This is a genomic window from Clostridium sp. Marseille-P2415 (assembly GCF_900155545.1).
In the GTDB taxonomy this organism is placed as follows: domain Bacteria; phylum Bacillota; class Clostridia; order Lachnospirales; family Lachnospiraceae; genus Lacrimispora.
In genome coordinates, this window is the sequence record NZ_LT732526.1 from 2,379,835 (window position 1) to 2,395,137 (window position 15,303).

Below are 15,303 nucleotides of genomic sequence, written 5' to 3' on the forward strand. Positions count from 1 at the left end.
GGTCCACCCCCTAAACTTTCTCGCCCACATTCTTACCCAGAATGCCGGACGGCTTTACTAAAAGTATGACGATCAGGATGGCATAGGTAATGGCTTCATACCAGCCCGGAGCAAAAAGCTTTACAAAGATTTCAATGAGTCCTACCAGAATGCCGCCCAGCATGGCTCCCGGAATGATCCCGATGCCGCCCAGGACCGCTGCGATAAATGCCTTCAGCCCCATCATGGAACCCATGTCATTGGTCACACGGGGATATTTGGCGCAGTACATCAGTGCCGCCACCGCAGCCAGAGCGGAGCCGATGGCAAAAGTCACGGTGATGACCCGGTTGACATTGATGCCTGCAAGTATGGAAGCATCCCGGTCCTGTGGAACCGCCCGCATGGCTTTCCCCATCTTTGTATTTTTAATGAAAAGCTGGAGGCCCGCCATCATGACCACACCGATCCCAATGGTCAGAAGAACATTTAACGGAAGGGCCGCTCCTAACACATTGACGGATGGCAGATCAAATATTTTCTGTACGTTGTGTGGCTTTGCCCCGAACAATACCATAGCCAGATTTTCCAGGAACAGGCTCATGGCCAGAGCCGTAATGAGCGCAGACATGGAACCGGCCTTGCGGACCGGCTTATAGGCTACAACCTCAACGATCACTCCCACCGCCGCGCATATGACAATGGCAAGTATCACGGACAGCCAGGCCGGCATCCCGGCATTCACCATAAGCGGAATGGTATAGAACAAGGTGTAGGCACCAATCATGATGAAATCCCCGTGGGCAAAATTAATCATACGGATGATGCCATAGACCATGGTATAGCCAAGTGCAATCAGGGCATAAATGGCGCCCTGGTTGAATCCATTGATCAGACTTTGGAAAAATAATGAAAATGTCATAGGCGGTTTCCTTTCTCTCTCAAAAGGAAAATGTGCACCAAAGACGTTTCCCAGGTCTTTATGCACATCTCCCTATTGTTGTTCTTAAGACCTTACCTTTTAAATCCCTTCAAACATTATTTCTTAGTTCCTTCCGGGGAAAGGGTCATAAGCCACTTCACCTTGCCGCCCTCATAAGTATTGATGGCAACTGATTTTTCCGGATCGCCATTTTCATCAAGGGTAAAGGTTCCGCCTACGCCGGTGAAGGTCATTCCGGTCATTCCTTTTACTAAGGAAGCGGTATCGGCTGCACCGCCGTTTTTCGCTGCTTCCACGATCATATAAATGGCATCGTAGTAAAGGGCTGCACAGGCATTTAAGCTTTCTGTCCCGTATTTTTCCGTAAATTTGGTAACAAAATTGGATACGGCCGGAGCTGTATCTTCTGAGGAGTAATGGTTGGTAAAATAACAGTTATCGAATTTATCTTCAAAGCCTGCCGTGTCGGCTCCATCCCAGCCGTCGCCTCCCATGATGGCACCTTCAAAGCCTGCGTCTCTTGCCGCTCCCACGAGAAGGGGGACCGTATCTAAGAAACAGGGATAGAACAGAAAATCAGCTCCCTTTGCCACTGCCTGGGACGTCTGGGAGGAGAAATCCGTATCTTTTGTGGTGCACTCGCCTGTGTATACGATCTCGATCCCATTTGCTTCGGCGTTTTCAATGAAGGCATCCTTTAAACCGTTGGAATAGTCATCATCTTTTGCATAAATGACGGCTGCCTTCGTCCAGCCCTTTTCTTTGGCAAACTGCGCCGCCATCTTGCCCTGATAGGGGTCAATGAAACAGTCACGGAAAATGCTGGGGCCTTTTAATGTTACATCTTTATTGGTGGCTCCTGTTGCAAGTAGAAGCATGTTGTCCTTTGATGCCTGTTCGGCAATGGGAAGGGTAACAGAAGAAAAGAAGCATCCAACAACCGCATCCGGACTTTCCTTTATAAGGCTGTTATAAGCGTTAATGGCCTGTTTGGCATCACTGGCATCATCGGCTAATTTTCCGCCGTTAACGATCTCAACCTTATATTCCGAATCACTTGCATTGATTTCTTCCGCCGCCATGGTGATGGCATTCTGCGCACCTTCTCCATAAATAGCGGAACCTCCTGTCAAAGAACAGATCACGCCGATTTTAATGGTTTTTCCATCCCCCTGAACGGCGGCTGCCCCTGCGGCCGTTGTTTCCCCGGAAGCGGCCTTTGTGTCTGCAGCAGCTGTACTGCCGCCTGCGGCGTTCTGCTGCGCAGATGACCCGCATCCGGCGAGCAGGCCGGCTGTCATAGCCACAGTAATGGCTGCAGATAATAATCTTTTTGTCATATTCGGTTCCTCCTCATGCTTTTTTTGTCATATAAAACGGTTTTTGGAAATACAAAAGGAGGCTTTCCCGCAGTTATGCAAGGGAAAACCTCCTTGTTCTCCTTAAGAGTCCGGTTTGCTTTTAAAGGACAATGGTCCGGAAAAGCAAGAGGAGCCGCAATCGCACCACCTGCGATTGAGACTCCTTTGTTCTCTCGTTTGATATGTTGGGAGAATTATACCATTTGTATTTTAAAAATACAAGTGGTTTTTTGAAATTTTAGTGGTTTTTGTATGATATGCCTTAATTTCCTTAATTTTTTTATATTTGTGGCAAATCAAATGTTTGTTTGAGGATAAAAAGCAACAAGCCTTGGATCTGAATAGTATCCACGTGTGTATCATGTCGGGTCCTCCTTTGAAAAAAGTGTGTAATGTTTGAAAAGTTTGTTGCAAACTTTTTAAACTTTCACATAATTATCTCAAAAAATATCCGAAATGTTAGAGGACAGGTAGTTTACCACTTACCACGAAGCTATATAAGCTTCGACCGGTATACATTGTAAGCGTTCGCCGTGCAGCCTGTATTTCAATCCACGAAGCCACACAGACTTCGACAAATAAACGGGGTCAAATTAAGATCATCAACACAATTTCAATCCACGAAGCCACACAGACTTCGACCTATTAAGGGAGGGGACGCATATGAAGCCACAAATTTCAATCCACGAAGCCACACAGACTTCGACGAAAAGTCCGGCGGTATCTTTCCGTCATCGTCATAATTTCAATCCACGAAGCCACACAGACTTCGACGTAAGTTTGTCCGCAACGGGGAAATAAGTTTTAAAATTTCAATCCACGAAGCCACACAGACTTCGACTCCGTTGTATCCTTCACAATGAGCCAGTTCTCTGATTTCAATCCACGAAGCCACACAGACTTCGACTGCCCGGATACCTCGTGTATTCGGGCTTTTTTGATATTTCAATCCACGAAGCCACACAGACTTCGACAGCAGGGTAATCACTCCCATAGCCACATTGACCAATTTCAATCCACGAAGCCACACAGACTTCGACAGCAAAAATCTCCAATATATTTACTGGTTTTTCCATGCATTTAGTAAACATTATACAGCACAAACAAATGATAAACAAACAAAAATCGTTTTTTTCAAATATTAAGCTGTTTTTTAATTAAATTCGAGTGCGAATCCCCCAGGGAATTCATGTTCACTTAGGATTCGCACGGAAAAATATAATTATAAAAATTCTATCATGAATCCACTTTCTTATTTCCTTATTAATTTATAAAGCCACTTTTCTTCATTATTCCCCACTTCATCCTTCACTTCTGGAAGTATCTTAGCGAAAACTGGCTGCATATTATTTGAATCCTGACTTCTGTTACGGTTACCGGCAAACCATTGATGTGAAGCAGACGCATTATCTCCTTTCTTACTTGTATCTTCGCCTTTCGGATAGCATACCGGAATTGTATTACCCCCTCTTTTTAATAAGCCGAGGTTTCCAGGCCTTTTCACCCAATTTGCCATGATTTTCAATGCCTCAACGGCTTCTCCCTTTTCTTCTGTAAAATCTGTCAATAGCCCGCCTAAATTCTGTTTACTCATTTCCCAGGCTCCGGTTTCCGTGTTAATATCACGAAACCTTAACTCATCCACATGAATTTTCACACTTCCAAATCCCAGTGGTTTCGCCCTTCCTATTTTATGGGCACACTCTGCATCATTGAAATCCAGAGACCATTTTATCCGTTGTAATTCCTTGTGAGAAAAATTCTCAAAATAAACCCGGAATTTAAATAGATTCCTGCTATCAGGCTTTAGCGGCCTTACTTTCTGCTTCATAGCCGTTAACTCTTCATATCCGTTATCTACATAACTTTTCCATTCATCACTGTGCCAGTAATACTTTCTTCCACGAAGCTTAGGCCGATTACCCATCATCATAACCCTGTTAGTATTATTAACTTTACTTTTTATGCAATAATAATCATAGGTCCAATACCCCTGTGAAAACTTCCATTTCCTTTTTTCCGAATTATTATAAGGCGGATACGTATAAAATTCTGCTGTTCCTGGCTTTGGCTCTCCGAGCTCTGGTAATACGATTGGATTCATATAATAATCCGACCCATAACCTCCAGCACTTTTATTTATCAAAAGCGCATCCGTAAATCGAAGTCTGGAAGCAAGCGCAGCATTCTTTCCGTTTTTTCCTGAAATCATACCAAAAACCGAACAGGCTGGGCAGACTTCTTTTAAATCATTACATGGCTGAAATCCTCCATTGTCTTTCAGCAGAGCTTCTACGGTCTTATCAAATAATTCTTTTCCGATACAGGCAGGTGATAGATAAAACGGCTTATTTTCTATCCAAGTGTAATATACAGGAAGGAATTCTATCTTATCAATATTGTATTCTTTATAACCGGTATGCTCATTGGACTCAAGTAAACGGTTCTTTTTTTTATTTCCGTATTCTTCCAAAACCTTTTTTAGCATTTCCAAATCAGATAAACTAACCTGTATCCCGTTTTTTTTAATTTTTATAAAAACTGATTCATATTTCTTTTTTGAAATATCTTCACCTTTATGTAAATATCCTTCTTCCCAGCCTTTTGGACATAATAAACCTTGTTTTGGCACCATATAATTTCGAATTACACTCTTTGGTCCTATCTCAACATAAAGCAACTCACCTTCCGACAACCTGTCATACTCCGTCCTTGAGATCACAAATTTTTTTGTGGCAGAGCCTTTGTTTTCATTCTCAACAGCTAATCTAGATCTGTAACAAGGATAAAGCTTCCATTCGCCGGATTGCTTTTTTAAAATTCCTGCCATTTTAGGCTCAATACATCTTCGCCCCAAGGTACGTTCCCCCGAGACAGCGGACATGCAGCCTTTAAATACAGCTTCATAAACACTTCTTACCGCTCCGCGTATCTCTGACCCCGGAATCACCGGCTCATAGGGTCCGCCGGCTTTTCCTTCCCCTGACGATAAATCCTCATAGGAGAAGAAATCGTAGCTTACTGTATTAGAGCCGGCATTAGCACGTTCCAATTCATCCTTTGTATGCAGAGCTGTATTACATGAAGTATTCGGTATAATCAAAGGAGTCAAAAGTTCCAGACTGCAATCAAAATACCCGGTATGGCTGTCTTCATAATCCACAGAAAAAAAGCCACGCTCCACTTTATCTTCCAGCGGTATGAAATTATAAGGATTGATAAAACGTTCCCCTTCTCTCCACTTAAGAGATTTTCTATTTTCAGATTCCATTTTGCTCCTCCTTTCCAGTAACTGCATAACTGTTTAAATAAGCATTCCAGTCTCTAAATCCGCAGAGCCGTTCATCAGAAAATTGAAATAATTCCTTTTTCCCATCCCTGTCTTCCGGAATATCGATATACTTCCTTACGACCAATCCTTTTTCAGCATTCAATTCTGCTTCCTCAGGAAATAAAATCCGGCTCCCCCGCTCTGATTCCAACAGGCTCCATCCGGGAATTCCCACCTTTTGCTTAACCCTCCCCCAGATTTTCTGCACCTCATTCTTGCAAAGCGGTTTCTGACTGCCGGCCTCATCCATGCAAACCCGTATTGCAAAATCCATTCCCTTTCTTACAGCCTTGAATTCTCCACTGGCATCAAATATCCGCAGTTCTCTGACTGCTTCCACAGGAAGGGTACCAATTCTCTTTTCATCCCCAAATCCAACACAAATATTCCCGGCTTCATATTTTCCAAGAACTACTCCAAAATCCAATACTGCATAGACATATGCGCTCCCTAAAAAATATTTCCGGATTATCCGGTAAAGTTCATTTGTCTGCTCTTTAGAACTTGCTGAAAATATATAATCATATTCCTGCATCTACCTTGGTGCCTCCTTCTGTTTTTTACACCATTTCACTGCTGCCGTCTGGTATCGTTCCAGGTTTACCAGCCTTTCCTCATCTAAAAAAATATCTCCATTTTTATTAAACAGTCCCCGGCCGACTCCCCCTTCCCCGCCTATTGAAAGAAGTCCCTTCTTCAAATCCTCTGCCACCCAGAGGAGCATACCCACAAGCACATCTGTTATATCGCTTGATTCTTCATACACAGGCCAGCGTATGACCAGTTCTGTCTCTCCTCCTACCCATACGCACTCAGTAAACAGGGCACCGGACACCGGACCTCCTGTAAAACGGTCAATAGAATTCCGTGTTATAGGAAGCTTATGTCCACCGCTTACCACCGACTCTTCAAATATCACCCTGGAGGATAAAAGTTTTTCTCCATTTTCCTGTTCCGGAAGCCACGTACCAAAAAACGGATTTAAATGTCTCTGGGCTTTTTCCCAATCCTTTAAACCAGCCAGCCGCATCAACAGACACGCCAGACGGCTGCGAAATGCACCGGCCCAGGTACTTCCGGGTATTACAGCCTTCGTTCCCGATTGATGCTGTGCCTGCAACATTTCACTATCCGGCAGATTACCATTGTTAAACGAAACTCCCGAATACTGGCGGATAAGCAGCGTATTTGTAATTTTAAGCGGAATTCTGAGCCGGTGTTCTCTTCTTTGAAAGTTTTCCTTAACCAATCCCTGCAAATCCTCATGTAACAGTACTTTACTGTTGCATCTGCCAAAAGCATTTTGTTTATCCCAGTCCCAGAAAAGCCATTCCTTATATTCTTTATGGCACATCATATCAAACGCCGTAACTCTTACTTCATGAACTCCCAGCTTGCCAAATCCTCTTTTGCTCCTGGCACCTACCCTGATTTCTCCGTTTATCAGCCCTGCAATACAGATCTTGATTTTCCTATAATCGCTCTTTTGCACCATTCTTAATTTCTCTTCCGGACAAGCACCTTCTTCCTTTTCTAGCTCCCGCTCTCTCTGAATAACCTCCAGCCGCATGGTAAAGGCAGTCTCCCGTTCCACTGCCTGGCAGTCATATTTGGCCGATTCCTCTGCAGTTTTATTTTTATTAAGCCTGACACCATCCCGTTTTATCAGCTTTGCCTGCTCCAGCCAGGTATCATATACATACAAACGGCTCTGACGTTCCTTCTCAGCCGGATTTTCCGAATCAGTTGAAACTTCCTCTATCTCCTGCCGCTGGTCAGCCTGACCGGACCCAAACAGGGATTTCAATTCCTGCTTCCCTTTTTCATTGTCATTTACCATTTTACTTAAATAGCTCCTTAGTACGCCTGCCAAAGAACTTCCCGGAAGAAAGGCAGTCCCATCCGTATCAAGAATTATATCACTGTCCGATATCTCATCCTCACCTGACCCTATGAGCATAGGTGCGTCAAGGGTGCCACGGATCATAATGCAAAGCCGTCCGCAAATTTTGTTAGAATCATTGCTGTCTGTCCGTGCCATTTCTCACACCCCATTTCTCCTTTTCTAAATACACTTCGATGAATGCCCTGCTTTTATTTTTACATGGCTCTAAAAATTTTTTCATTTTCATCTTCTTTTCTTCGTCTCTTATTTCAGCCAGTCTGGTTAACATATACTGGTAAGGCTGGTCTTCTCCCTGCGGAAGCATACTTATTAACTGCTCGATGGCTGTAGAGTTAAGCTGGCATCTGCCTTTTGTATTTAATGCCTCCAGGCGTTCTCTTTGTCTTATGAGCCGTTTGCTCCTGTATTCACGCAATGCCCTCATCAAGGAACTTTCCTTTTGAATCTCCGGCAAATCCTCCTCCCAGGAAATAACTTTGAATTCCTTTGGTCCTTCTCCAAATGGGACCGCCTTTACCATGCCATAACCAATTCCTGTCATCTCACCGAAGCGCCGGCTTTCAAACCACTCTCCGGAAACCGGTTTATGCGTTTCCACCACCAGAACAGTACCGGCTGCAAGTGCGGGCATCTGGCTTTCCGGCAGCCTCCATCTGCTATTGTATCCACCGATATGGGTAAACTTTAAATATTTTTCCTTAATTTCAGCTCCTATATTCTGTTCCTCATTCCATAAACTGCATAAGAGTTCAGAGTCAGCTTCCGGCCTTGCCTTCTTCCAATTGTACAGCACCATGGGAGTAAGAAGCTGTATAACCCAATGATTACCTGCCTTATCCCCTGTGGCAGAATCCACTTTTTTTCGTGGTACTTGCGGTGTAAAACAGGCACTTCCGTATTCAGCCGTACGGGAACGTCCCAATTGAAAATGATTATTCCGTTTCTTTAAACATTGCAGAAGCAAGTTGATATCCTGGTATCTGCCCCGCCAGCATCCTGCAAAAATTTGACCCTTTTTTAAAGATACATACTGATAAAACTGTCCCATTCCCTCCGGTTGCTTTGCCCTGTCCCCCAGTGCATGACCGATCCCCCGGTCTCTGGGTCTGGCATGATGCATACGCATCTCCTTTTGAGGAGCCGCCAGGCAGACACAGTCTCCCCGAAACGCAGCCAAGCTGTGAATGTCCTTTCTCCTCTTAGATTGGTCATTTTCATAAAGCCTGTCAAAGCAAATCTCATTTTCATTGAAATGATGTTTATCCGTTTTCCATTTGACGATGGAAGCCGGGCAAGGATAGAAAGTCAAATTCTTTTTCTTTAAAAAGCCATAGCCAAACTGTACCCCGTCCCGCAAAAAAATACGGCGGAAAACCTCATGCTCATGAGCTCTGGTTCCCAGATGATGATCTTCCAGGAACATGGCCGCCAAAGCTCCCCGGACAGAACTTCCGGTAATCCATTCCTCACAATCTTCATATAATCCTTTTTTTCCAGCCAGAAGAACAGGTTCTGTCAGCTCTATTTCAAAATTCAGTTCGACCTCTTCATCCGGTTTGAAGCCATCTTCCTTTAATGTTAAAAACTCTGTTTGTCTATCATCCTCTATTTTTTGAAGTTCACATGTTACTTCTCCAAATCCTCTTGTCACCCCCAGTCCGATGTGGCGCAGTCCCTTTACGCACCATGAAAGAGCCTCCATAATCGAATCGTCATCCATATCCCGTAACAGATCAATTCTGCTTCGGAACCGGATCCCGTTTCGTACCACCCGCATGGTACGAAGGCTTCCTTGTTTTGCATTACCGGATATTTCTTCTATGGCCGTTCTGCTGCGAAGCCTTGTCAATAACTCCAGAATTTCCTGAATTCCCAGTTCCTCTTGCCCCAGAATCTCTTTCTGCAGTTCATTATAATCCTCTATCTGAATTCCGTTTTCTCTATCTCCTAAAATTTCCCCGGGAACCTGATAAAGGAAGGCACTTCCTATATGCAGAGCTCCTTGAGAATCCTTTCCTGGCTTGCCAAACATGAATTCCAACTGCTCCGGTTCCACCAGCCCATTTTCCATAAGCTCTCTTCCCGAATCCAAAAGACAGCCCTTCAGCCGTTTCGCCGGAATTACCGGAATCCCATTTTCATGTGCAATATCTATATCAATCAAACCTTCGATCCCATCCCCTGTACCCGTACAGAGATCACTTTTCAAGGTAATAATCAGCCACCAGCCATTTTCCATCTACCGACTCCCCTGCGCGTTTTCCGCACTTTTCCTTTCTTCCGGTACCTGCAAGGCATCGAACAAATTACGGTCATATAAATCCATTACTTCTAATGCATCAAACATGGAGACATGATCCCTTCCCATTAATTCCCGGATATCATATCCACGGGAAGCATATTCCTGTTTCAGCGCTTCTAATTCTTCAGTCCCCATAAGGTAAGTTTCATACAACCTTTTTAAACGGCTTCTGGGCCATTTTCCCCGCCTATTATCTTGTGTTTTCGCAGGCAGCTTTTTTATTAACTCATGAAAAAAGTCAAAGGATTTGTCATCTTCCATGTCACATTCCAGAGAAACACAATAAGGCCGCAGCATCACTTTATCTGGATTTACACCTAGGGGAAACCTTTCTGAACGAAGCTGCTTCAGCTCTTTCTGACTCGCTCCCCGCATTAATTGAAAATCCAGATAACCGGCTATCTGTCTGTCTTTTCTTCCATACCAGCTTTTCTTTGCATTTGCGCAGCAGGCTTCTGCTGTCTCATAAGCAATCCGGAACGGGAAATGGTTGTGTACCAAAGCAATCCCGGCACACGCAGTCAGCTCTCCCTTTGTCTCCTTCATTAAAAGCCTTAAAAATGCTGCCGCAAGAGGAATCCCCAGACTTCCTTTGCAGATAAAGGTCACATCGTCTCCATCCAGCACTACCGGCCGCAAGGGCAGAATTGTCTTGCCGGCGTTAAGATATGCATTGGTCTGACAGAATTTTTCCACGATATGGTTAAAGACATTTTGATAGGTCCGGGAAATCTCTTTAGATAATTCTTTCATATCGGTTAAAGCTCTCTTAAAATCAGATTCCATGTTTTGAATCCGGCTATGAATCATATCCCCCATTCCATTTCCGTCGATATGTACCACTGCCACATAGCTGCCTTCTTCCTCTTTTAAAACCAGGTCTTTCATCTCTACGGCATAACGGTATTTATTATTCGGAGCTGTTATAAATATGGAATCTTCTTTTTTGCATTCATCCTGAAAAGCCGTCCGTTTTTCCATCTGAACACTTGTGACTTTTTCTCCAGTCTTTTCCACTGTCCCTGTAATAGGAAGCCCAAATGCTGTGTCCTGTTCTACAATCGGAAACAAAGATAAACCGCTTTGCCGTATCAGGCCTCTTTTTACCTCTTCCAGACTTGCTAATAATTTTTTACGTTCTTCCGGAAAGGTATCATTTACGTTACATATACAAGAGGCGACCGTAAGGGAGGTGCTTCTACTTATGATTTCTTTTGCCAGTTCTTCGCGGGTGAATTGGTAAGTTTCTTTATCCTGGAATGCCACCATGGCATTCCCTCCTCCGATGTAAATGATTTCCGCAAATATTTCTCCTCCGTCTACCCAAAAAAGGGGATCTTTGCTATTCATCCAGTCAGTAATCGCCTTTCTTTCCGGATGCGATTTTTCAACATTTTTCAGTGCCTGAGGGAGAGATTCCTTTAAAATGCCGGTGACAATGATGGAAGCACCGGTATTCTCCTGCAGGCGGTTTGTTGCAAATATGTAATCCTGGATACCGCTTACATCAAAAACGGCAAGAAAAATATGCGGACAAATTTGTTTTGTCATAGGTACACTCTCTTTCTTATTCACTGAAATTAATATCACTTTCCCTAAATATGTTATTAAATCCCTTTACATATGCCGCATGCGGAAAAAGCATAGGGTTATTAATTAACATCAGAATCTGATTTAGCTGAAAGATCAGCGACATAATTACGTTTTCATGATTGTATTTATCAGCTATACGTAAATTGGTTAATTTTCTTTCAGAGTTAATATTCTTTATCTGTTTTTTAACTCTTTCTTCTTCCTTTGATATCCCGTCATAGGAAGCAGGATTAAAATGATTGAGTGAATAATACCATTCAGAAAAATCGGAATCCTCATTTTTTATTTTTTTAATCAATCGTTTTCTATCGGAAGAAATATGCAATATAAAATCAAAAAGTGTTTCCAAGTCACCTGTCTCAATGGTAACCATTGTGGCGCATAAAATCTTAATCGGTCTTGTTGCTGTTTGGGTATATTCAAAATCTTTTTTCCGTACTTTATTATCCTGAACATCTGTCATGGTTCTAGCTACAGAATCCAAAGAAGTCTCCAATCTGTTAATACTCTCTGTCCATTCTCTAAGATTAAACAGTAAGTCTCTGTCATTTCCTATCTTTGATTTACATTGAATTACAATAGCCACTGCTTCAATGGGGATAAACTTTATTTTTCCATATTTAAAAATATAGGGTGTATACATCTCATCAAAAACAGCCAGATCCACTTCTTTTGAGATATTCCCGTTAGAATCAATAATAAAAACACTTTGTTCGATACAATATTTTTTGGGTATTATCGCCTCAAACAGGCTTTTCCAAATTTCTTCCCGGTAAGTACCTGTCGTAAGATAATGATTCGGTGTCTGAATCATTAACTGGTTTACTAAAACACTTTCCATATTTATATAATTTTTAGCCAGTTCTAATATGGTCTTATCTGCTTTTTCTTTTTCCTTCTTATTTTCTTCCATATGCCTTCCTCCTCGTCATCTGTCATAAAATGTTTCATAATGCCCAAATCCAATAGTAGCGCCCTTTCCAACATGAAGATATTTTCCTGCTTCTAAAATAGGAGTTAAAAATGTCAAATCTCCTTCATACAGAATCCAGCCTTCAACTGCCGGAAGCTCAAGCCTATTGCCTTTTTGATTTATGGAATATCTCCCGAAATTCACATGCCGCAGATTATGTCCTGATATTTTAACCTTTTCTGCCATATCCAGTATGGCATTTTCGTTCCATTCCAATCTCTGATCCGTGTAAATCTGTGAAATCAGGGAAAATCTGCGGCTGATAAATTGAATTAAATTTGAGAACGAAGGAACACTGCATAATTCCTTTCCGGTCACAATTCGTAACGGTGTATCAAAGGATACAAAAACTGTCCTGGCCTCTCGTTCTTCTGCATCCATTAAATGATACGTTAAATTTCTCAGCCAAGTCCGCCCCTGAGCATAAATCAATTTACCTGTCTTGGCATCAGTGACCCGGATGAGTTTAAAGGGAAGCCTGGAAACACCCCAGCCCTTTTCCTCCATCGCTAAAATCGCATCCAAATAAATACCTGCTTCCTCCGCCGCATGACCGAAAAGTGTCAAATCAAAAACACATTCTTCGCCTTCCCTCCATTCGGTTTTGCCGTCTTTTAAAACATAAATAGCATATGGGTTGATTGCACCTGCCTCCTTACCGGTATTACTGAAGTATTTAACATAAAGGCAATTTTCTCTTTTCTCACATAAAAAGCATTTATTTTCTGAAGCCGTACAAACAAATTCCCGAAAACAATGCCCCATGATACCTCTTACTGTAGAACCTAAATACGGCGGAAGAGTTCCTGATTTTAGGGACATAAATGAAACTCTTAAAGTAAAAATTTTTAAATGATCCCACATAATAGTTCTCCATTATTGATTTGTTAAGGATATTTTATCACAATTATTATCATTTTTCTACAAGTTGTATGTATTTGTTGTCATAATTTTGAAATTTTTCATCAACAAAAAAGCATCTAGTTATCATGAACTTAGATGCTTTTATCATACTTATTCTACTTCTCTCTACTACATCTGCTTCTACTTAATTGCAAATGCCGATCTATCTAATGCGAGAAATTAAATCCACGAAGCTATATAAGCTTCGACGTTGGAGGCTTGAAAACCGTAAGCTGGACGGTGCTATTTCAATCCACAAAGCTATATAAGCTTCGACTGTAGGTGTCGCCCGCTTTCGATACGGCCTTATAATTTCAATCCACGAAGCTATATAAGCTTCGACGTTAATACCGGCGTAGGGATAGATGATATCACAATTTCAATCCACGAAGCTATATAAGCTTCGACGAACCCTATAATCACATTATACGCGATTATTTCAATTTCGATCCACGAAGCTATATAAGCTTCGACTTCAACGTGGCGGGTGGAAAACAGACGGCGTAATATTTCAATCCACGAAGCTATATAAGCTTCGACACCCAATTCATACCCTCTATGTAGTACAGGGTCAATTTCAATCCACGAAGCTATAAAGCTTCGACATAGTAGGTGGCTATTATTTTTGTCGTTAATAGATTTCAATCCACGAAGCTATATAAGCTTCGACCAGCATGGTAGCCGTTAGCGGCCCTTTCCCGCAATATTTCAATCCACGAAGCTATATAAGCTTCGACGGCGAACATCGTCACATGCCTGTCAGATGCCTTGGATTTCAATCCACGAAGCTATATAAGCTTCGACGAAATCTTTTTACCATCCGCATCCGCGCCGATAATTTCAATCCACGAAGCTATATAAGCTTCGACCTGACCTTGCAATACTTAAGGACACACCTGCAAATTTCAATCCACGAAACTATATAAGCTTCGACATGAGAGCACCTTTTATAAAAGCATGCTACGTAAATTTCAATCCACGAAGCTATATAAGCTTCGACATATCCATATTGTAGCGGCCGGCATTATAATATCTGATTTCAATCCACGAAGCTATATAAGCTTCGACTTTCGATCCAGCTTCTTGTAATGCTGCTATCGCGATTTCAATCCACGAAGCTATATAAGCTTCGACAATATGATGTGCCATATACGCCGCTGTATGATATGATTTCAATCCACGAAGCTATATAAGCTTCGACCGATGCCGGGGCGGCTCCTGTCATTTCACTGTATATTTCAATCCACGAAGCTATATAAGCTTCGACAGTGGAATTCCCAGAGATAAGAAAATTCGTCAAGATTTCAATCCACGAAGCTATATAAGCTTCGACACAATGTAAAGACTATATATGCCCGTACAGCATTCATTTCAATCCACGAAGCTATATAAGCTTCGACAACGAATTGAGGCATTATAACTTCCCTGGTACTTATTTCAATCCACGAAGCTATATAAGCTTCGACTATTTCATATAAAGATGCTTATGATAATATGGGAATTTCAATCCACGAAGCTATATAAGCTTCGACATAGGAGGTAATAACTATGATAATAAATACTTATGATTTCAATCCACGAAGCTATATAAGCTTCGACAGCTTAGGAAGGAGATTCGAATGGTAAAAATCCAATTTCAATCCACGAAGCTATATAAGCTTCGACTTTTCTTTTTTGTTTACATAACTTTTCATTTCCCATTTCAATCCACGAAGCTATATAAGCTTCGACACGGTGTAACGCCGGGGGAATGATTTTTCTGACAGAATTTCAATCCACGAAGCTATATAAGCTTCGACTGTGAAAGCTGTGCTCAATGAGCATATAGTAAGATTTCAATCCACGAAGCTATATAAGCTTCGACAGTGTCGCGGGCGACCGTGTCGTGATCGGCATTGATTTCAATCCACGAAGCTATATAAGCTTCGACTGTATACGCTGGATCAACTCGAGGATTATAAGGAATTTCAATCCACGAAGCTATATAAGCTTCGACCCGGTTAGTGAGGCTC

The 15,303-nt window shown here is 42.2% G+C and carries 9 protein-coding genes and 3 CRISPR repeat arrays (1 of these 12 only partly in view); all 9 genes read right to left on the reverse strand.

Annotated features, from left to right (window positions below; translation table 11 throughout):
• Positions 1-10: 10 nt before the first annotated feature.
• The 9 genes from BQ9856_RS15830 to cas6 all read right to left on the reverse strand — a co-directional run bounded on the left by BQ9856_RS15830 (position 11) and on the right by cas6 (position 13,210).
• On the reverse strand, positions 11-901 hold the full coding sequence (locus BQ9856_RS15830) for a branched-chain amino acid ABC transporter permease (RefSeq protein ID WP_077611892.1): 891 nt from the start codon (positions 899-901) through the stop codon (positions 11-13).
• 116 nt (positions 902-1,017) lie between these two features.
• Complete coding sequence (locus tag BQ9856_RS15835; RefSeq protein WP_077611893.1) at positions 1,018-2,262, reverse strand: ABC transporter substrate-binding protein; 1,245 nt, start codon at positions 2,260-2,262, stop codon at positions 1,018-1,020.
• A gap of 565 nt (positions 2,263-2,827) precedes the next feature.
• Positions 2,828-3,323: a CRISPR direct-repeat array (repeat unit 32 nt; unit sequence ATTTCAATCCACGAAGCCACACAGACTTCGAC).
• Positions 3,324-3,535: 212 nt separating this feature from the next.
• Positions 3,536-5,581, reverse strand: coding sequence for a TIGR03986 family type III CRISPR-associated RAMP protein (locus BQ9856_RS15845; protein WP_077611895.1), 2,046 nt, complete (start codon positions 5,579-5,581; stop codon positions 3,536-3,538).
• Positions 5,544-6,149, reverse strand: coding sequence for a type III-D CRISPR-associated protein Csx19 (gene csx19 / locus BQ9856_RS15850; protein ID WP_077611896.1), 606 nt, complete (start codon positions 6,147-6,149; stop codon positions 5,544-5,546). The genes BQ9856_RS15845 and csx19 overlap by 38 nt, the downstream gene beginning before the upstream one ends.
• A complete protein-coding gene (locus BQ9856_RS15855) occupies positions 6,150-7,655 on the reverse strand; it encodes an RAMP superfamily CRISPR-associated protein (protein ID WP_077611897.1) in 1,506 nt (501 codons plus the stop codon).
• Positions 7,633-9,759 (reverse strand): RAMP superfamily CRISPR-associated protein, encoded by a 2,127-nt coding sequence (locus tag BQ9856_RS15860; protein ID WP_077611898.1) that lies wholly within the window; start codon positions 9,757-9,759, stop codon positions 7,633-7,635. Before BQ9856_RS15860 ends, BQ9856_RS15855 begins: the two co-directional genes overlap by 23 nt.
• A complete protein-coding gene (locus BQ9856_RS15865) occupies positions 9,760-11,373 on the reverse strand; it encodes a Cas10/Cmr2 second palm domain-containing protein (protein WP_077611899.1) in 1,614 nt (537 codons plus the stop codon).
• A 16-nt stretch (positions 11,374-11,389) separates the two neighbouring features.
• The gene (locus tag BQ9856_RS15870) at positions 11,390-12,328 is read right to left on the reverse strand and encodes a DUF6602 domain-containing protein (RefSeq protein WP_077611900.1); all 939 of its coding nucleotides are present in this window, start codon (positions 12,326-12,328) and stop codon (positions 11,390-11,392) included.
• 15 nt (positions 12,329-12,343) lie between these two features.
• Positions 12,344-13,210, reverse strand: a complete 867-nt coding sequence (cas6, locus tag BQ9856_RS15875; RefSeq protein ID WP_235839226.1) for a CRISPR system precrRNA processing endoribonuclease RAMP protein Cas6 — start codon at positions 13,208-13,210, stop codon at positions 12,344-12,346.
• Between the two features lie 259 nt (positions 13,211-13,469).
• A CRISPR array of direct repeats spans positions 13,470-13,832; the repeat unit is 32 nt; unit sequence ATTTCAATCCACGAAGCTATATAAGCTTCGAC.
• A 97-nt stretch (positions 13,833-13,929) separates the two neighbouring features.
• A CRISPR array of direct repeats spans positions 13,930-15,303; the repeat unit is 32 nt; unit sequence ATTTCAATCCACGAAGCTATATAAGCTTCGAC (it continues 1,832 nt past the right edge of the window).